This is a genomic window from Pseudomonas sp. IT-93MI4, assembly GCF_949767635.1.
In the GTDB taxonomy this organism is placed as follows: domain Bacteria; phylum Pseudomonadota; class Gammaproteobacteria; order Pseudomonadales; family Pseudomonadaceae; genus Aquipseudomonas; species Aquipseudomonas putida_A.
The window spans coordinates 281,348-298,329 of record NZ_CATKPP010000033.1 but is presented as its reverse complement, the minus strand read 5'-3'; the positions used below and the strand labels follow the sequence as shown (position 1 = coordinate 298,329).

Here is a 16,982-nt window from a genome sequence, read left to right as displayed (position 1 = left end):
CAATGGTGGCGATCTATACGTGACCGCCTACCGCAATTCAGTCGCCAAGGTTATCGCTAACCGAGCCTTGTGCGCACCAACCGCAGTCAAAGGGTTGGCCTATTTTTTCAATACGTTGCGCCGGGTCCAGGACCCATGGCCGCGATTGCCACGGCGGCTGGTGACGCAGGTGCTGGGTGTGGCCACAGGAAAGCTCGGCCATCCAGTGACCGTCTTCATCCTGATGGAAGCCGGCGATTGTCGAATCCCGTTTGTCCGGGTTGTGTTCGCTTTCGCGCGATTGCTTCGCTAAACTTGGCCTTTCTATATTCTTCTGCAAAAGGTCTCGCCCCATGCTGATCGCCGCCAATAAGGCTGTCTCCATCGACTATACCCTGACCAACGACGCTGGTGAGGTCATCGACAGCTCCGCCGGCGGCGCTCCGCTGGTCTACCTGCAAGGCGCAGGCAACATCATCCCGGGCCTGGAAAAAGCTCTGGAAGGCAAAGCTGTTGGTGACGAGCTGGAAGTGTCCGTTGAGCCGGAAGACGCTTACGGCGAATACGCTGCCGAACTGGTCAGCACCCTGAGCCGCAGCATGTTCGAAGGCGTTGACGAGCTGGAAGTCGGCATGCAGTTCCACGCTTCGGCGCCGGACGGCCAGATGCAGATCGTGACCATCCGTGACCTGGACGGCGACGACGTCACCGTTGACGGCAACCACCCACTGGCCGGTCAGCGCCTGAACTTCAAAGTGAAGGTCGTTGCTATCCGTGACGCCAGCCAGGAAGAAGTCGCTCATGGCCACGTCCATGGCGAAGGTGGCCATCACCACTGATTTTCTGCGCTAAGCTTCGAGTACTGGAGAGGCGCCTGCGGGCGCCTTTTTAGTCCGCGGCTGTCCTTGGTGCTCTCGCCAAGTGGCTGTTTCGAGTAGAACACGGGAATCTGGAGTCCGTCATGAGTGCTTTTCACGACCTTAAGTTGACAGCCCTGGATGGTCAGGAGCTACCGCTGGCGCCTTTCAAAGGCCAAGTCGTGCTGGTGGTCAACGTCGCCTCCAAATGCGGCTTGACCCCACAGTACGCGGCGCTGGAAAACCTCTACCAGCAATTCAAGGGCAAGGGCTTCAGTGTGCTGGGCCTGCCGTGCAATCAGTTTGCCGGTCAGGAACCGGGTACCGAACAGCAAATCCAGGAGTTCTGCAGCCTGAACTATGGCGTGACGTTCCCGTTGTCGAGCAAGCTTGAAGTCAACGGCCATGATCGTCATCAGCTGTACCGCTTGCTGGCGGGCGAGGGTGCGGAGTTTCCGGGGGATATCACCTGGAACTTCGAGAAATTCCTGCTCGGCAAGGATGGACGGGTATTGGCGCGATTCTCGCCGCGCACGCCGCCGGATGATCCCACCATTGTCCACGCGATTGAAAAAGCGCTGGGCTGAAACACAAAAATCGCAGCCATCGAGCTGCGATTTTTTTTGCCTGACTTTTGACCCTTAATCATTCAAATCAATAGTGCTGTTAAAAGGCGCTGACTGTTCATATTATCGCCGTCATAAAGTCATTCCCTGTGGAGCCTTCCAATGCCGGTGCAAGCCCTGTTCAAACCGTTTCACCTCGGTGCCCTCGAACTGCCGACCCGCGTGGTGATGGCGCCGATGACCCGCTCGTTTTCCCCGGGTGGCATACCCAATTCCAAAGTGATCGAGTACTACCGTCGCCGCGCTGCGGCCGGTGTTGGCCTGATCATCACCGAAGGCACCACTGTCGGTCACAAGGCTTCCAACGGTTACCCGAATGTGCCGCAGTTCTTCGGCGAAGCGCCACTGGCCGGCTGGAAAAAAGTCGTCGACGCGGTGCACGCCGAGGGCGGGAAGATTGTTCCGCAACTGTGGCATGTCGGCAGCGTGCGCCGCATCGGCACCGAGCCGGACGCCAGCGTCCCGGCTTACGGCCCGACGGAAAAACTCAAGGATGGCCAGGTCGTGGTGCACGGCATGACCAAACAAGACATTCAGGACGTGATCGGTGCTTTCGCCCAAGCGGCGAAGGATGCGCAAAGCATCGGCATGGACGGCGTGGAAATCCACGGCGCCCACGGCTATCTGATCGACCAGTTCTTCTGGGAAGGCAGCAACCAGCGCACCGACGAATACGGCGGCAGCCTGGCCAACCGTTCGCGCTTCGCCATCGAGCTGATTCAAGCGGTGCGTGCGGCAGTCGGTGAAGGCTTCCCGATCATCTTCCGTTTTTCGCAGTGGAAGCAGCAGGATTACACCGCGCGTCTGGTGCAGACCCCGGAGGCGCTGGGCGAATTCCTCAAGCCGTTGGCCGACGCCGGGGTGGACATTTTCCACTGCTCGACGCGGCGTTTCTGGGAGCCTGAATTTGACGGTTCCGAGCTGAACCTCGCCGGCTGGACGCGCAAACTGACTGGCAAACCGACCATCACCGTAGGCAGCGTCGGCCTCGACGGCGAGTTCCTGCAGTTCATGGTCAACACCGACAAGGTCGCGCAACCGGCAAGCCTGGAGAAACTGCTGGAGCGTCTGAACAACGACGAGTTCGATCTGGTGGCAGTGGGCCGTGCGCTGCTGGTGGATCCGGACTGGGCGCTGAAAGTCCGTGAAGGGCGTGAGCAGGATATTCTGCCGTTCAGCCGTGAGGCGTTGATGACGCTGGTTTAAGCGTCGCCATTACCGACCCCTTCGCGAGCAGGCTCGCTCCCACAGGTTTCTCTGGGTTCACAGAATCTGTGTTCACTGAAGATCCCTTGTGGGAGCGAGCCTGCTCGCGAAGGCAGGTTCAAAATCAGCAAAGATCTAAGGTAATGTCTGCGCATTCGGCAACACCTGCTCCCGCAGACACGCGCCACGCAAATGCTTTTCAAACTGCTCGATGATCGCCGCCCACCCTTGGCGACTGGCATGCTGGCGCGCATTCAGGCGCACGCAACGCAAGGTCTCATCCTCCTCCAGCAACCACGCCGCCGCATCGCAGAACGCATCCTCATCTCCGGGCATCGCCAACACGCCGTTGTAACCGTGGCGAATGTGCTGCGCTGCCGCAGCCTGATCGTACGCCACCACCCCCAGCCCTGACGCCAGTGCTTCCAGCACCACATTGCCGAAGGTTTCGGTCATGCTTGGGAACAGGAAGATATCGCCGGACGCATAGTGCGCCGCCAGTGCTTCGCCGCGCTGTGAACCACAGAAGATCGCCTCGGGCAGCTCCTTTTCCAGCGCAGGCCGTTGCGGCCCGTCGCCGACCACGATCAGCTTCAGCTTGCGCTGTGGATAAGTGCCGCACAGGGTGTCGAAGCAGCGCTTGAGCAGGCCGAGGTTCTTTTCCGGGGCCAGCCGGCCGACGTGAATCACCGCGATGTCCTGCTCGCTCAGGCCCCATTGCTCACGCAAGCCGTTCAGGCGCTTGGCCGGGTGAAACAACTGGCTGTCCACGCCGCGGGAGAGCAGGGCGAGGCGGTCGAAATGCCGACGCTCCAGTTCCAGGCGCTGACTGACACTGGGCACTAGGGTCATCGCCGAGCGGTTGTGAAACCAGCGCAGATAATGCGTGAGCAAGCGCGTCAGCAAACTCAGTCCGTACTGGTTGGTGTACTGCTGAAAATTGGTGTGAAAGCCGCTGACCACCGAGATCCCCAGGCGTCGCGCCGCACGCAACGCCGACAAACCGAGCGGGCCTTCGGTGGCGATGTACAAAACGTCCGGGCGATGACGCTTCCAGCGCCGCAGCAGCTTGTGCATCGACGACTGTCCCCATTGCAGACCGGGATAACCCGGCAACGGCCAGCCTCGACACAACAGCAAGGCATCGTCCTCGACGCGCTGCGGATCTCCCGCCTGGCGCGGTCGCACCAGTTCCACCTGATGCCCACGCGCGCGCAAGCCATCGCACAAGCGACCAAGGGTATTGGCCACTCCGTTGATTTCCGGTGGGAAGGTTTCGCTGATCAGGGTGATATGCAGAGCTGTCGTCATGACCTCAGTGTCGATTGAGGCGATGTCGTCATTGTGTCGAGTTGATGATCGATTGATGACAGCTGCTTACCGTGTGCCTAAACCTTTTGCCTGCCCGGTCGTTAGCCTTGACTTGAACTCTTTCCAGGAAATATGGCTGTGTCCGAGAATGCTTATGCACCGCCTGAGGCGGAACTGTTGGTTGCGGATGAACAAACACCAGAGTTTTATGTTGTTGCACGGTGGAAGTTCATTCTGCTGGCGATCCTCAGTTTTGGCCTGTATTTCTACTTCTGGATTTACAAAAACTGGAGTCAGTACAAGCGCAGTACTCGACAGGAGCTATGGCCGTGGGCGCGAGCGTTTTTCTATTTGTTTTTCGTGCATCAGCTTTATCGGCAAGCCAAAAAACGAATCCATGACAGAGGTGGAAAGTCCGATTGGGATCTTGAGCAATGGGCAACAGTCTTTGTTGTACTGACCGTAGTCGCGCACATATTCGAAAAGCTTCCCAAGCAGATTCCAGAGCTGAGTTTTCTTGGCCTTGTCGCCTTGATCATGCTGCCGATAAGAGTTTATGTCGCAAGCCAAGGGCAACAACTGATCAATTTGGCCGCCAGCGATCCTCAAGGCCTGAGTAACAATCGCCTCAACGCCTGGAACTTGCTGATTATCTTGCCAGGCGCTGCGGCGTGGGTATTGGTAGGGCTGCTTCTAGGCGGCGTTTACCCCTGAGTTGCCAGAAGGATTGATGCCTGGAGGCTCAGACTTTTTCCTGAGCCAGCATCTCGGCACCGCGTTCACGCACCCAGAACAACGTCGCCCCGGCCACTGCAGCCGGCATCATCATAATGTTCACCACCGGAATCAGCAGCGCCAGATAGACGATCCCGCCAAAACTCATGCTCTGCCAGCGTTTCTGCCGCAGCCAGGCGAGCATCTCGTTCCAGCCCAGTTTGTGGTTGTCTGCCGGGTAGTCAATGTACTGGATCGCCATCATCCACACGCCGAACAGCAGCCACAGCGGGGCGGCGACGATGTTCACTACCGGGATGAACGAGAGAATGAACAGGCCGATCGCCCGCGGCAGGAAGTAGCCGAGTTTGCGCATTTCCCGGGCGAGGGTGCGCGGGATCATCGCAATCAGTTCGCCCCAGCTGAAGGCCGGGAAATCATCGGTGCCGCGTACCACCACTTCGACTTTTTCCGCGAGGAAACCGTTGAACGGCGCAGCGATCACGTTGGCGAGCATGGTGAAGGTGAAGAACACCATCAACGCCACCAGCACCACGAACAGCGGCCAGAGGATGTAGCTGAGGAAACTCAGCCAGTCGGGCAGCGACGGCATCAGGCTGTCGACCCACAGGCTGAACTGATGGCCGGCCAGATAGATCAATCCGACGAACAGCACCAGGTTGATCGCCAGTGGCAGCAACACGAACAGGCGCAGGCCCGGGCTGAGAACCAGTTTGAGGCCTTCGCGCAGGTATTGCGGGCCGGACAGAACAGGGGCGGGCATAAGGTGCTCCGAGCAAGGGAAAACGCGCCGACCTTACCGACTTTGCAACAGGTGCGAAAGCGCGGCAGAGCGATCGACATTCACTGTAACAAAGACGTCGATCCGGTCGGAGTCTGCGTATAGAGACCACCTATGAGCTGGATTGTTAATCCGTATTTCCTTAATCTTGCCCCCCTCGATACGCTGCACCCAACTTTTTACAGGACTGTCGAGCTCATGCCTTCCCCAAGGTTATCCACAGTCCTTTTTTATTCCCGCCGGCAGTCCGGCGTTCCGCGCCAGTGTTTCGGCCCGGTCAACAGGAGCAGGTCATGTCTGAAGTCCGTCATTCGCGAGTGATTATTCTCGGTTCCGGCCCTGCCGGTTACAGCGCTGCGGTCTACGCCGCCCGTGCCAACCTCAAGCCACTGCTGATCACCGGCATGCAGGCCGGCGGTCAATTGACCACCACCACCGAAGTCGACAACTGGCCGGGCGACGTGCACGGCCTGACCGGTCCGGCCCTGATGGAGCGGATGCGCGAGCACGCCGAGCGTTTTGAAACCGAGATCGTTTTCGATCACATCAACGCCGTGGACTTCGCTGCCAAGCCGTACACCCTGACCGGCGACAGCGCGACTTACACCTGCGACGCCCTGATCATCGCTACCGGTGCCAGCGCTCGCTACCTGGGCCTGCCGTCGGAAGAAGCGTTCATGGGCAAAGGCGTTTCGGCCTGCGCGACCTGCGACGGTTTCTTCTACCGCAACAAGCCAGTGGCTGTGGTCGGCGGCGGCAACACCGCTGTTGAAGAGGCGCTGTACCTGGCTAACATCGCCAGCACCGTGACCCTGATCCACCGTCGCGAAACCTTCCGCGCCGAGAAGATCCTGATCGACAAGCTCAACGCCCGCGTGGCCGAAGGCAAGATCATCCTCAAGTTGAACGCCAACCTCGACGAAGTGCTGGGCGACAACATGGGCGTGACCGGTGCGCGTCTGAAGAACAACGACGGCAGCTTCGACGAGATCAAAGTCGACGGCGTGTTCATCGCCATTGGCCATACCCCGAACACTTCGCTGTTCGAAGGCCAGTTGACCCTGAAAGACGGTTATCTGGTAGTGCAGGGCGGCCGTGACGGCAACGCCACTGCCACCAGCGTTGAAGGCATCTTCGCTGCCGGTGACGTGGCTGACCATGTTTACCGTCAGGCCATCACCTCGGCCGGCGCTGGCTGCATGGCGGCACTGGACACCGAGCGTTACCTGGACGGTCTGCAGAACGCTTCGTTCTAAATCGCAGACACAAAAAAACCGGCTTCGGCCGGTTTTTTTTGTGCCCGTATTTCCGCTACATCGCATAACCCTGTGGGAGCGGGCTTGCTCGCGAAAGCGGTGTGTCAGACAAAGAAAAGTCGCCTGGCACGGCGCCTTCGCGAGCAAGCCCGCTCCCACAGGGGATGGGGTTGGCTATGGAAATCAGCGACGGGTCAGGGGCTGCGTTTCGAACTTCACACCCGCCAGACCGTGCTTGATCAGCGCGCGGATATTGCCGTGGTCGCTGCCCTCAGGCGTCGCCACCACCGAACGGTAATGTTCACCGAACGCCAGCAGCGCTTCTTCATCACTCAAGCCTTCCAGCAGTGCCAGACCCAAAGTCTTGCACGAACCTTCGTTCTTCCCGGCGGCGTTTTCCACGCCACCGTTGTTGAACGCCTGAGGCTGGTAGTCGTAACCGGCGGCGATGAAAGCCAGGGTGTCGGCGAAAGCGTGTTCGCCGCTTTTGAGGCTGGCGCGCAGGGTGTTCAGATCACTCATTGGGTTTTCCTTTGGCGAACGCCGCCTGTTGTTCGGCGCTGGCTTCTTGCTGGTATTGGGCTTTCCACTCGGCGTAAGGCATGCCGTAAACCACTTCACGGGCGTCGTCGAGGCTGACCTCGATCTGACGGTCATCGGCGGCAGCCTTGTACCATTTGGACAGGCAGTTGCGGCAGAATCCGGCGAGGTTCATCAGGTCGATGTTCTGCACGTCCTTACGGCTGTCCAGGTGGGCGACCAGCCGGCGGAAGGCGGCGGCTTCGAGTTCGAGGCGTTGTTGCTCGGTCATGGGAGTCTCTGCGAGACAGCTTCAAGCGACGAGCTTCAAGCTGCAAGATGGGTGGCGTTGATACGAAGTTTACAGCTTGCCGCTTGAAGCTTGAAGCTAGCGGCTCGCTGCAAGCGTTATTGACACCGACTCGGCAAAACGCAGCGCATGCGGCTTGTCGACTTCGACTTCGGCGTACAGCACTGCAGCATGAGTCATCACCAGATCCAGCAGTTCCTGGGTCAGGCGTTCGAGCAGCGCAAACCGATTGCCCTCGACGTGAGCGATGATCGCCTTGGTGATGGTGCGGTAATTCAGCGCGTGATCGATGTCGTTGTCGCGCACCGCTTCCTGCGCCGCGTACAGGATCGTGAGATTGATCAGCACATCCTGCTTGTTGAGGATCTCGTCCTCGTTGATCCCGATAAAGGTGCGCAAGCGCAGATCCTTGACCCGGATGCGCGCCATTCCCGGTTGAAGTTGTGACATTTACTTGCTCCGTCCAATCAATTGCAGGAACTCCTGGCGGGTGTTGCTCGAGTCGCGAAAGGCGCCGAGCATGACCGAGGTGTTCATGGTCGAATTCTGTTTCTCGACACCGCGCATCATCATGCACATGTGCCGGGCCTCGATGACCACCGCGACGCCGGCGGCATCGGTGACCTGTTGCACCGCATCGGCAATCTGCCGGGTGAGGTTTTCCTGAATCTGCAAGCGCCGGGCGAACATGTCCACCAGCCGCGCGATCTTCGACAGCCCCAGCACCTTGCCTGTCGGAATATAAGCCACATGGGCCTTGCCGATGAAGGGCAGCAGGTGATGTTCGCACAACGAGTAGAGCTCGATGTCGGCGACGATGATCATCTCGTCGCTGTCGGAGGCAAACAGCGCGCCGTTGACGATCTGATCCACACTCTGTTCATAGCCGTGACACAGGTATTGCATGGCTTTGGCCGCGCGCACCGGGGTATCGAGCAGACCTTCGCGGTCGGGGTCTTCGCCGAGGCCGATGAGGATCTCGCGGTAATTCTCGGGCAGGGAACGGCTCATGGGGTGATCCTCGCGCAGCAGCTTATTTGACGTGCCGTCCGCCGTTGACGGTCAGGGTCGTGCCGGTGACATAGGGGTTGTCGAGCAGATAGCGCAGGCTCTGGTAGATCACTTCGCTGCCGGGCTCGATGCCCAGCGCGGATTTGGCCAGCGCCCTGGCGCGGTACGCCGCGTCGTCGTCGGGATTGAACAATAGCAGGGCCGGCGCGATGCCGTTGACTTTGATTGCCGGCGCGTAGCGCGCGGCGAAGGACAGGGTCAGGCTGTCGAGCCCGGCTTTGCTGGCGCAATAACCGATGTGTTTGCTGCTGCCCTTGCGCGTGACGTCGTCGCTGATGTGGATGATGTCGGCCGGGGTCGAGCCTTTGAGCAGGTCGGCGCAGTGCAGGTTGATCAGATACGGCGCGAGCATGTGCACGTTGAGCATGCGCGAGAAGGCCTCGGCTTCACTGCCCGGGGTTTCCGCCAGCCATTCGGAGGCGTTGTGGACGATGGCGCGCAGGCAGTCGGTGTGGGTTTTCAGTTCATCGATGAAGGCGAGGATGGCGGCTTCGCTGGAGAAGTCCGCGAACACCGCGACAGCGCCCAGATCACGCAGGGCTTGTACGCCCGGACGTTCGCTGCGGTAGGTGAAGATGACCCGATGGCCGTCTTCAAGCAAACGCTGTGCGCAGTGCAGACCGACACGCTGGCCGGCACCGGTGATGAGGATCGGGGCGGAGGATATGGACATGAACGGCTCGCGTCGCGGTTGGAGCAAAAACTATAACAGCGACATGAGCCATGCACCTATCGTCGGCCTTACCAATACCTGTGGGAGCGAGCCTGCTCGCGAATGCGGTGTCTCAGTCGACATCAATGTTGAATGGCAGTCCGTATTCGCGAGCAGGCTAGCTCCCACACAGAGATCATCGATTCTGCGTAGAGGGTGTTGCAGGCAAAGGTCGCGCAGGCACAGCGTTCAACCAGTTGGCCAGCAACCGCGTCGACAACGGAATAAAGAAATACACCATCAAGGGCGTCAGGCACGCCGTGCTGATCAATACCCGCGGCAGCAGGCTCATCTCGCCGAGCAGCGGTCCGAGGACAAAGTTGAACAGCAGCGACACCGGGAAGAACGCCAGCCAGATCGCCACGGCCTGTTTCCAGCGTGGTGGCCGTTGACCGGCAGCGCCGAACCAGCCTTCGATGCCGCTGACCCGATGCTCCTTGGGATGCTCGAACAGATCGCTGCCCCGCGCCAGCCACGCGGTCCGCGAGACCGAGTGCTCCCAGGCGTGCAGGGTCTGCTCGTCGACGAAGCGGAAAATGATCTGGAATTCGTTGTCACCGGGTGGCGGAGCGAGCACGCCGGAACCCAGGTAACCGGGAAAGTCAGTGGCCAGTTGTTCGCCTTCGCGCAGCCAGGCAATCAGGTCCTGATAGCGACCGTCGGCGACGCGACGCGCAACCATCAGCGTGACGGGGGAAGTAGACATTGTGTATCTCCATATTTCGAGTGCGGCGCTCCGGGTAGGAGGTTTCGCATTGCGCAAACCGGGGTAGGGGTCTGCGCTTTTCAACAAGCAAGGATTATTCCCGATTTTGATGACAGTTTCAGAGACTTTCGTCTCTGTTTATTGGGTTGAACCGACAGAGGGCATCGGATGTAGAATGGGATCCAAATTCAACGAGCGGACAAACCTGCACCATGGCTGTTATCACGGACGCTAACCCTGCCTCGCAGGCTTCTGTCGCACTTGAGCGCGAAGAGTTGTTCCCTATTCGGGAGGTGTCGCGGCTGACCGGCGTCAACCCGGTAACGCTGCGTGCATGGGAGCGCCGCTACGGTTTGATCCAGCCGACGCGCACCGAAAGCGGGCACCGGTTGTATTCGATGACCGAAATCGAGCGCGTGCGCAGCATCGTCGACTGGATCGATCGCGGCGTGGCCGTGAGCAAGGTCGGCAAGATTCTCGCCAAGACCGAGCCGCTGAAAGTGCTGGCTCATATCATTCCTGATGATCTGGTGCAGGCTGATTACGGTCAGTGGCAGCAACAGGTGCAGGCCGCGATCAGCGCGTTCGATGACCGTGCGCTGGATCAGGTCTACAACCAGATTTTCTCTTCATACGCGCTGCCGGTGGTGTTCCAGGACATCCTCATGCCGTTGTGGCTGCAGATGCTGCAGCGCCAGGATGCCTTCGGGCAGACCAGCGAGTGGCTGTTTTTCGACGGGTTCCTGCGGGCGCGGGTGTTGCAGCGGATCGTCGCGCTGCGCGGCACCCAGCCGCGCAAAGTGATTGTCAGTGCGCTCGCCGGTCAGTGTCGTGAACTCGAGCTACTGGTTGCCGCGTTGTTTCTCAGTGGCAATGATGCGGGCGTGCGGGTGCTGACCACCGGCCAGCCATTCGATGAGTTGGCGCTGGTGTGCGAGCGGATCAAGCCGCAGGCGCTGGTGCTGTTTTCCAACCATGCCCCCACCGCGGATTTGCCGCGCCGTCTGAATCGACTGGCCTTGAGTCTCGACTGTCAGGTAATGCTCGCCGGCGACGCTGCCGATCTGGCACAGGACAGTCTGGCCGGATCCTCGATCGGTTGTCTGGGCAATGAAGGAGCGACGATGCGTCAGCGCATGACGCAATTTCTCGCAGGTACGCTGGATACCTGAATATCAGGTGTGCAGGGCGGGGTGGGTCAGACGGTGTTGTTGCAGGATGAACTGGCGCAGCCGTTCGGTTTCATCGGCGTCGGTCTGGCTCAGCTCGTAGGCGTAGAAGCCGTGCTCGGTTTCGCGCTCGAAGTTGCCGCGCAGGGAAATCCGCTCGTAACCTGAAGGGCTGAACCACAGCGCGAAATGCTTGGGCGGTTTGGTCTTGTTGCGCATTTCCAGCAGCACGCCTTTGTGCGACACCTCGTGCACCCACATCATGCCCGGTTGGCCTTTGGCATTTTCCAGCGCGACCGGCTCTTCGAGAGTCAGGCGCCATGGGCGAATCATCGGCCCGTCTTCGTAAATGCTCGGCACGCCCAGGCGCAGGTGCAACGCGTGGAATTCGTCTTCCACCAGGTGCAGCGGAAAGGTCATTTGCTGATTTTCGAAATTGGCCTGAATGGTCACTTGCTCGTGAGCCGCCAGGCGTGTGAGCAGGTCACGGATCTGCGAACCTCCATTGACCAACAGGCTCGACGTCGCATCCCGCACATTGAGCTGCGGGTTGTGCTGCATGGTCTGGATGAAATCCAGCTCATCCTGGGTCAGGAGTGCGTCGCGTTGCATGGCCTGGCTCGAAAGAAATAGTTACAAAGTCATTGGTGATTGTAGTTACTGACACTTAGTTCGCAGTTTTGTTTGCGCCGTTCGTCGCTTTCAGGGCGGCGAGTTCGGCTTGCAAGGCGGCAACTTGTGCTTCCAGTTGTGCAACGCGTTGCTGCGCCTTGACCTGAACCGTGACATCTTTCTGCACACCGACGAAATAAGTCTGGCCGTCATCAGCGTTTTTCACTGTCGACAACGACAGCTCGTTCCAGAATGGTGTGCCGTCCTTGCGGTAGTTGCGCAGGATTTCCCGGCACGCCCCGCCGTTGTGCAAGGTGTCGCGAATCAGCGACAGACCGGCTTGATCGCGGTCTCCTGACTGCAGAAAGCGGCAGTCCTGATAAAGAATCTCTTCGCTGCTGTAACCGGTCAGGCGTTCGAAGGCCGGGTTTACGTAAATCAGGATGTTGTCCTGCTCGCCTTCCTTTTCGGCCACCACGATTCCATCGTTCGACGCGTTGATCACCATTTGCAGCAGACTGGCGTTGATCATCAATGAATCCTTTCAGTGTCGATAATGGCTGGCATTCTAGAAGTTCCAACGCCGCTGTCTACTGGCTATCACGGCGAATCGGGGCTGGATCGCGGCTTTTGCGTCGGACTGCTACTATCGCCGCTCTTTTTTCCGCTTCAGGATCAGATTGATGAAAGTCGCCATCCTCTCCGGCTCGGTATACGGCACGGCCGAAGAAGTCGCCCGTCACGCGCAGAACCTGCTGAAAGACGCCGGTTTTGAAACCTTCTACAACCCGCGCGCCAGCCTGGCGGATATCCAGGCGTTCGCACCTGAAGCGTTTCTCGCGGTGACGTCTACCACCGGCATGGGCGAATTGCCGGATAACCTGCAGCCGCTGTATTTCAGCCTTCGCGATCAGTTGCCAGCCGCGTGGCGCGGTTTGCCGGGTGCGGTGATCGGTTTGGGGGATGCCAGTTACGGCGATACGTTCTGTGGCGGCGGCGAACTGATGCGTGAGTTGTTCGCCGAACTGGGCGTGCGCGAAGTGCAGGAGATGCTGCGTCTGGACGCCAGCGAAAGCGTGACCCCGGAAACTGACGCTGAGCCATGGCTGGCGCAATTGATCGCCACGCTCAAGGGCTGATCGCGCGCTCACGCAGCAGAGCCATCCAGGCCTGCGCGGCTTTCGACAGATAGGCGCCTCGGCGCCAGATGAAGGCGATGTCCCAGCGCAAATAATCTGGCGCGCGCAAGGTCAGGCGCACCACGCCCGGACGCTCCAGTGCCCGGGCCACCACGCTGGGCAGCAGCACCACGCCTTGCCCGGCGGCCACCAGTGCCACGAGAAAATCCGCCTGCCCGCTGCGCCCGCCTTCTTTCGGGGTAAAGCCCAGTTGCTGGCAGGCCTGCAGTAAACGGTCATTGAGCACGAAGCTGCGCTGATACAACAGGAACGGCGTGTCGGCCAATTCCTCAAGGCCAATCTCGCCGCGCCCCGCCAACGGATGATCCACCGGCAATAACGCATCGAGTTTCTCATCGCAGAACGGCTGGAAATCGAACTGCGGATCTTTCGGCAGCAGGCTCCCGCCTAACTCCAGTTCGCCGCTGAGCACCGCTTGCTCGACATTGCGGCTGCCGCCTTCAAGCAATTGAATGCTGATGTTCGGATAGCGCCGGCGATACTCGGCGAACAACCCGGCGAACAGTGCATCACTGCCCAGCAGCGGCAGACCGAGGCGCAATTCGCCGCGTGCCAGTTGGCTCAGATCATCCAGTTCGCTGAGCAATTCATTGCGCAGGCGCAACATGCCCTCGGCGCGCTGCAGCACCACGCTGCCCGCGGCGGTCAGGCGCAATTGCGAGCCGAGTCGTTCGAGCAACGGCGTGCCGAGGCTCTGCTCCAATTGCGCGACTTGCTTGCTCACCGCCGACTGGCTGATGTGCAGGGTTTTCGCCGCTTGGGTGAAGCCGCCTTGGTGCATGACTTCGACAAAACTGCGTAGCTGTTTGAATTCCATCATCCGATTCCATTGTGGAATAGGGCTGAGTCTAACAATTCGCTTCTGGGATGACAGGGCGCTTCGTAAAATAAGCCCCTGTAAGGAGCCCATCATGAACGCCGCATCCCTCAAATACCTGTCCCGTCTCTGCGTCGAACTGGCCGTGTTGCTCGGTCTCTACCTGCTCGGCTGCCAGATCGCCGCGTGGCTGGCCTGGCCGATTCCCGGCGGCGTGATCGGCATGGCCCTATTGCTGCTGGCATTCGCGTTTGGCTGGGTCAAACCGGCGGCGCTGCAACTGGGTGCCGGATTGCTGATGGCCGAGATGCTGCTGTTCTTTATTCCGGCGCTGATGAGTCTGCTCGACTACGGCGCGCTGTTGCGCGATGACGGCTGGCGGATTTTGCTGGTGATCGGCGCCAGCACCCTGATGGTGATGCTGGTGACAGCCTTCACCGTGGAGCTGGCCGTGCGCCTGAGGCGGTCCCATGAAGCTTGAATGGATGCCGATGTTCTGGCTCGCCTTTACCCTGTTGGCGTACCTGTTCAGTCGCTGGATTTACCGGCGCACCGGGCGTTACTTGCTGTCGCCGCTGATTCTGGTGCCGGCACTGCTGCTGGCGCTCGCCGTGCCGCTGCACACCGCCTATGCCGAATACGCCAGCAACACCCATTGGTTGATGCTGGTGCTCGGGCCGGTGACGGTCGCCTTCGCCGTGCCGATCTGGCAGCAGCGGCGTCTGCTGGTGCGGCACTGGTCAGCGCTGCTGTTGGGTATGCTCGCCGGCAGCGCGGCGTCGATCGCTACGTCGTTCGGCCTGGCCAAGGCGTTGGCGCTGGATAGCTCGGTGACGATGTCGCTGGTACCGCGCTCGATCACCACGCCGTTCGCCATGCCGCTGGCGCAGGATCTCGGTGGCGTGCCGGAACTGACTGCCGTGTTCGTGATGTTTACCGGCGTGTTCGGCGCGATGCTCGGCGGCGTATTGCTCAAGTGGCTGCCGTTGCGCAGTGCCCTGGCGCGCGGTGCGTTGTTCGGGGTTGGCGCGCACGGCGCAGGCGTCAGTCGGGCGCATGAAGTGGGTGGTGAGGAAGGCTCGGTGGCGGGGCTGGTGATGGTGCTGACCGGGCTGCTCAATCTGTTCGCCGCACCTTTGTTGGCGTCGTGGCTTTGACATGGATCCAAGGAGTTTGCCTGGCTGACCCGCTCAGTCATCAAGCTGGCTGGCAATGCAACTACGCGATCCTCTGCGCCTGACTAGACTGCTCGTACGTGCAGAACAATAAGAACGCAGAGGTGCATACAGTGAGCGTAGCCCCCGTCCAATTGTCCCTTGATGTCAAAGACCAGGTCAGTGCCGCGGAATGGCAGACCCGGGTCGATCTCGCCGCCTGTTATCGGCTGGTTGCGCTACATGGCTGGGATGACCTGATCTTCACCCACATCTCGGCCAAGGTCCCGGGCACCGAAGACTTCCTGATCAACCCGTTCGGGTTGATGTTCCATGAGATCACCGCGTCGAGCCTGGTCAAAGTCGATCAGGCCGGCCACAAGCTCATGGACAGTCCCTACGAAATCAATCCCGCCGGTTACACCATCCATAGCGCCGTGCACGAGGTACGGCACGATGTGGTTTGTGTGCTGCATACCCACACCGCGTCCGGTGTAGCCGTTTCCGCGCAAAGACAGGGTGTGTTGCCGATCAGCCAGCAGTCGCTGTTCGTGCTGTCGAGCCTGGCCTATCACGCCTATGAAGGCGTGGCGCTGAATCACGAAGAGAAGGCGCGCTTGCAGGCGGACCTGGGCGAGAACAATTTCCTGATGCTGCACAACCACGGGTTGCTGACCTGTGGCGGTACCATCGCCGACACCTTTCTGATGATGTTCACCTTCCAGCGCGCCTGCGATATTCAGGTCATGGCGCAGACCGGCGCTGCTGAACTGATCGCCATCGAACCGCAGATCCTGGCGGGCGCCAAAGCGATGATCGCCGGCGTGACCAAAAGTGCTCAAGGCATGGGCGGCGCGCTGGCCTGGCCGGCGCTGCTGCGCAAACTCGATAAACAAGACCCCGGATATAAACTCTGATGCCTCTTGCCGAGATTCCTCTGTGTGTCTGGCGCAAACGCAGCCGGACGTTTGTCTTTCGCGGCCAGTCGATCCGTTACTGGACGGCGGGGCAGGGTGAGCCGCTGCTGCTGATCCACGGTTTCCCGACGGCCAGTTGGGACTGGCACTACCTGTGGCAGCCTCTGGCCCAGCGCTACCGGGTGATCGCCTGTGACATGCTCGGTTTCGGTGACTCGGCCAAACCGTTGAATCACCGCTACAGCCTGCTGGAACAGGCCGACCTGCAACAGGCGCTGCTGGCGCATCTTCAGGTCGAGCAAGCTGTGCATGTGCTGGCCCACGATTACGGCGATAGCGTTGCCCAGGAGTTGCTCGCCCGGCATTACGAAAACCGGATCGAGGTGGCCAGTTGTGTCTTTCTCAATGGCGGGCTGTTCCCCGAAACCCATCGTCCTGTGCTGATGCAAAAGCTGCTGCTCAGCCCGCTGGGCTGGATGATCGGCCGGGCGTTCAGCCGTGATGCACTGGTGAAAAGTTTCCGCCAGATCTTCGGCCCGCAGACCGGCCCCAGCGAAAGTGAACTGGATGATTTCTGGAGCCTGATCGAAACCCATCGTGGCCCACGCATCCTGCACAAACTGATCGGCTACATCCCTGAGCGGCGGGTGCAACGTGATCGCTGGGTGACGGCGATGCAACGCGGCGAGGTGTCGCTGCGAGTTATTGACGGTGAGGTCGACCCGATCTCCGGTGCGCACATGGTCGAGCGTTACCGCGAGCTGATTGCCGACGCCGATACGGTGCTGTTGCCGGGCATCGGCCACTATCCGCAGATCGAAGCGCCGGTGCAGGTGCTCAAGCATTACCTGGCGTTTCGTGAGCGCCTGGAGTTACCGCCGCGCAAGGTCGCATGCTCCTGACAGATCAAAAGATCGCAGCCTGCGGCAGCTCCTAAACCGATCTTCTGTAGGAGCTGCCGCAGGCTGCGATCTTTTGATCTTTTGACGCCCTCATCATCCCTCACCCTTATCGCGCACCATTCAGCCTCAGCCGTATTCGTTGT

23 protein-coding genes are annotated in these 16,982 nt (G+C 60.0%); 11 read left to right on the top strand and 12 right to left on the bottom strand.

Annotated elements, in window-relative coordinates:
- Positions 1–37 precede the first annotated feature (37 nt).
- A complete protein-coding gene (locus ACM6I7_RS15940) occupies positions 38–364 on the bottom strand; it encodes a DUF3565 domain-containing protein (RefSeq protein WP_414888860.1) in 327 nt (108 codons plus the stop codon).
- On the opposite strand from ACM6I7_RS15940, the gene ACM6I7_RS15935 reads away from it, so the two are divergent.
- The 3 genes from ACM6I7_RS15935 to ACM6I7_RS15925 all read left to right on the top strand — a co-directional run bounded on the left by ACM6I7_RS15935 (position 333) and on the right by ACM6I7_RS15925 (position 2,668).
- Positions 333–818, top strand: coding sequence for an FKBP-type peptidyl-prolyl cis-trans isomerase (locus tag ACM6I7_RS15935; protein WP_007968032.1), 486 nt, complete (start codon positions 333–335; stop codon positions 816–818). The two genes, ACM6I7_RS15940 and ACM6I7_RS15935, sit on opposite strands and share 32 nt — an antisense overlap.
- A 122-nt stretch (positions 819–940) precedes the next feature.
- The gene (locus tag ACM6I7_RS15930; protein ID WP_027610864.1) at positions 941–1,423 is read left to right on the top strand and encodes a glutathione peroxidase; all 483 of its coding nucleotides are present in this window, start codon (positions 941–943) and stop codon (positions 1,421–1,423) included.
- A 141-nt stretch (positions 1,424–1,564) separates the two neighbouring features.
- A complete protein-coding gene (locus tag ACM6I7_RS15925) occupies positions 1,565–2,668 on the top strand; it encodes an NADH:flavin oxidoreductase (RefSeq protein WP_414888859.1) in 1,104 nt (367 codons plus the stop codon).
- Positions 2,669–2,803: 135 nt separating this feature from the next.
- Here the strand turns inward: ACM6I7_RS15925 and ACM6I7_RS15920 are convergent, their stop codons facing one another.
- Entirely contained in the window at positions 2,804–4,003 is a 1,200-nt protein-coding gene (locus ACM6I7_RS15920) for a glycosyltransferase family 4 protein (protein ID WP_414888908.1), read from the bottom strand.
- 114 nt (positions 4,004–4,117) lie between these two features.
- Between ACM6I7_RS15920 and ACM6I7_RS15915 the strand changes: the two genes are divergently transcribed.
- A complete protein-coding gene (locus ACM6I7_RS15915) occupies positions 4,118–4,693 on the top strand; it encodes a hypothetical protein (protein ID WP_143520542.1) in 576 nt (191 codons plus the stop codon).
- Between the two features lie 28 nt (positions 4,694–4,721).
- Here ACM6I7_RS15915 and cysZ read toward each other — a convergent pair whose 3' ends face one another.
- Positions 4,722–5,477, bottom strand: coding sequence for a sulfate transporter CysZ (cysZ, locus tag ACM6I7_RS15910; RefSeq protein WP_414888858.1), 756 nt, complete (start codon positions 5,475–5,477; stop codon positions 4,722–4,724).
- Between the two features lie 311 nt (positions 5,478–5,788).
- Between cysZ and trxB the strand changes: the two genes are divergently transcribed.
- On the top strand, positions 5,789–6,751 hold the full coding sequence (gene trxB / locus ACM6I7_RS15905) for a thioredoxin-disulfide reductase (protein ID WP_003221727.1): 963 nt from the start codon (positions 5,789–5,791) through the stop codon (positions 6,749–6,751).
- A 183-nt stretch (positions 6,752–6,934) separates the two neighbouring features.
- On the opposite strand, the gene ACM6I7_RS15900 is transcribed toward trxB, so the two are convergent.
- The 6 genes from ACM6I7_RS15900 to ACM6I7_RS15875 all read right to left on the bottom strand — a co-directional run bounded on the left by ACM6I7_RS15900 (position 6,935) and on the right by ACM6I7_RS15875 (position 10,069).
- Positions 6,935–7,273 carry a HopJ type III effector protein gene (locus ACM6I7_RS15900; RefSeq protein WP_414888857.1) on the bottom strand — a complete coding sequence of 113 codons (339 nt, stop codon included), beginning with the start codon at positions 7,271–7,273 and terminating at the stop codon, positions 6,935–6,937.
- The gene (locus tag ACM6I7_RS15895) at positions 7,266–7,562 is read right to left on the bottom strand and encodes a DUF1244 domain-containing protein (RefSeq protein ID WP_007968038.1); all 297 of its coding nucleotides are present in this window, start codon (positions 7,560–7,562) and stop codon (positions 7,266–7,268) included. The genes ACM6I7_RS15900 and ACM6I7_RS15895 overlap by 8 nt, the downstream gene beginning before the upstream one ends.
- Before the next feature lie 96 nt (positions 7,563–7,658).
- A complete protein-coding gene (gene folX / locus ACM6I7_RS15890; protein WP_007968040.1) occupies positions 7,659–8,030 on the bottom strand; it encodes a dihydroneopterin triphosphate 2'-epimerase in 372 nt (123 codons plus the stop codon).
- Positions 8,031–8,591 (bottom strand): GTP cyclohydrolase I FolE, encoded by a 561-nt coding sequence (gene folE, locus ACM6I7_RS15885; RefSeq protein ID WP_095139529.1) that lies wholly within the window; start codon positions 8,589–8,591, stop codon positions 8,031–8,033.
- A 22-nt stretch (positions 8,592–8,613) separates the two neighbouring features.
- A complete protein-coding gene (folM, locus tag ACM6I7_RS15880) occupies positions 8,614–9,324 on the bottom strand; it encodes a dihydromonapterin reductase (protein WP_097090402.1) in 711 nt (236 codons plus the stop codon).
- 175 nt (positions 9,325–9,499) lie between these two features.
- Positions 9,500–10,069, bottom strand: coding sequence for an antibiotic biosynthesis monooxygenase (locus ACM6I7_RS15875; RefSeq protein WP_027610870.1), 570 nt, complete (start codon positions 10,067–10,069; stop codon positions 9,500–9,502).
- Positions 10,070–10,281: 212 nt separating this feature from the next.
- Here ACM6I7_RS15875 and ACM6I7_RS15870 point away from each other — a divergent pair, with 212 nt between their 5' ends.
- Complete coding sequence (locus ACM6I7_RS15870; RefSeq protein ID WP_166496200.1) at positions 10,282–11,241, top strand: MerR family transcriptional regulator; 960 nt, start codon at positions 10,282–10,284, stop codon at positions 11,239–11,241.
- A gap of 3 nt (positions 11,242–11,244) precedes the next feature.
- Here the strand turns inward: ACM6I7_RS15870 and ACM6I7_RS15865 are convergent, their stop codons facing one another.
- Complete coding sequence (locus tag ACM6I7_RS15865) at positions 11,245–11,850, bottom strand: hypothetical protein (protein ID WP_027610872.1); 606 nt, start codon at positions 11,848–11,850, stop codon at positions 11,245–11,247.
- 55 nt (positions 11,851–11,905) lie between these two features.
- The gene (locus ACM6I7_RS15860) at positions 11,906–12,382 is read right to left on the bottom strand and encodes a PAS domain-containing protein (protein WP_027610873.1); all 477 of its coding nucleotides are present in this window, start codon (positions 12,380–12,382) and stop codon (positions 11,906–11,908) included.
- A 151-nt stretch (positions 12,383–12,533) separates the two neighbouring features.
- On the opposite strand from ACM6I7_RS15860, the gene ACM6I7_RS15855 reads away from it, so the two are divergent.
- Positions 12,534–12,989 carry a flavodoxin gene (locus ACM6I7_RS15855; RefSeq protein WP_096795376.1) on the top strand — a complete coding sequence of 152 codons (456 nt, stop codon included), beginning with the start codon at positions 12,534–12,536 and terminating at the stop codon, positions 12,987–12,989.
- On the opposite strand, the gene ACM6I7_RS15850 is transcribed toward ACM6I7_RS15855, so the two are convergent.
- On the bottom strand, positions 12,979–13,866 hold the full coding sequence (locus tag ACM6I7_RS15850; RefSeq protein WP_027610875.1) for a LysR family transcriptional regulator: 888 nt from the start codon (positions 13,864–13,866) through the stop codon (positions 12,979–12,981). The two genes, ACM6I7_RS15855 and ACM6I7_RS15850, sit on opposite strands and share 11 nt — an antisense overlap.
- A 94-nt stretch (positions 13,867–13,960) precedes the next feature.
- Between ACM6I7_RS15850 and ACM6I7_RS15845 the strand changes: the two genes are divergently transcribed.
- From ACM6I7_RS15845 to ACM6I7_RS15830, 4 genes are all read left to right on the top strand, one after another.
- Positions 13,961–14,347 carry a CidA/LrgA family protein gene (locus tag ACM6I7_RS15845; protein WP_115986674.1) on the top strand — a complete coding sequence of 129 codons (387 nt, stop codon included), beginning with the start codon at positions 13,961–13,963 and terminating at the stop codon, positions 14,345–14,347.
- Positions 14,337–15,023, top strand: coding sequence for an LrgB family protein (locus tag ACM6I7_RS15840; RefSeq protein WP_210558911.1), 687 nt, complete (start codon positions 14,337–14,339; stop codon positions 15,021–15,023). The genes ACM6I7_RS15845 and ACM6I7_RS15840 overlap by 11 nt, the downstream gene beginning before the upstream one ends.
- Before the next feature lie 131 nt (positions 15,024–15,154).
- Complete coding sequence (locus ACM6I7_RS15835; protein ID WP_135294979.1) at positions 15,155–15,937, top strand: class II aldolase/adducin family protein; 783 nt, start codon at positions 15,155–15,157, stop codon at positions 15,935–15,937.
- The gene (locus tag ACM6I7_RS15830; RefSeq protein WP_414888856.1) at positions 15,937–16,839 is read left to right on the top strand and encodes an alpha/beta fold hydrolase; all 903 of its coding nucleotides are present in this window, start codon (positions 15,937–15,939) and stop codon (positions 16,837–16,839) included. Before ACM6I7_RS15835 ends, ACM6I7_RS15830 begins: the two co-directional genes overlap by 1 nt.
- Positions 16,840–16,982 lie beyond the last annotated feature (143 nt).

Coding starts and splice junctions, on each gene's coding strand:
- ACM6I7_RS15850 (WP_027610875.1), bottom strand. CDS start 13,866: ATGGAATTCAAACAGCTACGCAGTTTTGTCGAAGTCATGCACCAAGGC.
- ACM6I7_RS15875 (WP_027610870.1), bottom strand. CDS start 10,069: ATGTCTACTTCCCCCGTCACGCTGATGGTTGCGCGTCGCGTCGCCGAC.
- ACM6I7_RS15855 (WP_096795376.1), top strand. CDS start 12,534: ATGAAAGTCGCCATCCTCTCCGGCTCGGTATACGGCACGGCCGAAGAA.
- folX (WP_007968040.1), bottom strand. CDS start 8,030: ATGTCACAACTTCAACCGGGAATGGCGCGCATCCGGGTCAAGGATCTG.
- trxB (WP_003221727.1), top strand. CDS start 5,789: ATGTCTGAAGTCCGTCATTCGCGAGTGATTATTCTCGGTTCCGGCCCT.
- ACM6I7_RS15840 (WP_210558911.1), top strand. CDS start 14,337: ATGAAGCTTGAATGGATGCCGATGTTCTGGCTCGCCTTTACCCTGTTG.
- ACM6I7_RS15940 (WP_414888860.1), bottom strand. CDS start 364: ATGGAGACAGCCTTATTGGCGGCGATCAGCATGGGGCGAGACCTTTTG.
- folM (WP_097090402.1), bottom strand. CDS start 9,324: ATGTCCATATCCTCCGCCCCGATCCTCATCACCGGTGCCGGCCAGCGT.
- ACM6I7_RS15895 (WP_007968038.1), bottom strand. CDS start 7,562: ATGACCGAGCAACAACGCCTCGAACTCGAAGCCGCCGCCTTCCGCCGG.
- ACM6I7_RS15925 (WP_414888859.1), top strand. CDS start 1,565: ATGCCGGTGCAAGCCCTGTTCAAACCGTTTCACCTCGGTGCCCTCGAA.
- cysZ (WP_414888858.1), bottom strand. CDS start 5,477: ATGCCCGCCCCTGTTCTGTCCGGCCCGCAATACCTGCGCGAAGGCCTC.
- ACM6I7_RS15830 (WP_414888856.1), top strand. CDS start 15,937: ATGCCTCTTGCCGAGATTCCTCTGTGTGTCTGGCGCAAACGCAGCCGG.
- folE (WP_095139529.1), bottom strand. CDS start 8,591: ATGAGCCGTTCCCTGCCCGAGAATTACCGCGAGATCCTCATCGGCCTC.
- ACM6I7_RS15930 (WP_027610864.1), top strand. CDS start 941: ATGAGTGCTTTTCACGACCTTAAGTTGACAGCCCTGGATGGTCAGGAG.
- ACM6I7_RS15860 (WP_027610873.1), bottom strand. CDS start 12,382: ATGATCAACGCCAGTCTGCTGCAAATGGTGATCAACGCGTCGAACGAT.
- ACM6I7_RS15935 (WP_007968032.1), top strand. CDS start 333: ATGCTGATCGCCGCCAATAAGGCTGTCTCCATCGACTATACCCTGACC.
- ACM6I7_RS15845 (WP_115986674.1), top strand. CDS start 13,961: ATGAACGCCGCATCCCTCAAATACCTGTCCCGTCTCTGCGTCGAACTG.
- ACM6I7_RS15900 (WP_414888857.1), bottom strand. CDS start 7,273: ATGAGTGATCTGAACACCCTGCGCGCCAGCCTCAAAAGCGGCGAACAC.
- ACM6I7_RS15870 (WP_166496200.1), top strand. CDS start 10,282: ATGGCTGTTATCACGGACGCTAACCCTGCCTCGCAGGCTTCTGTCGCA.
- ACM6I7_RS15865 (WP_027610872.1), bottom strand. CDS start 11,850: ATGCAACGCGACGCACTCCTGACCCAGGATGAGCTGGATTTCATCCAG.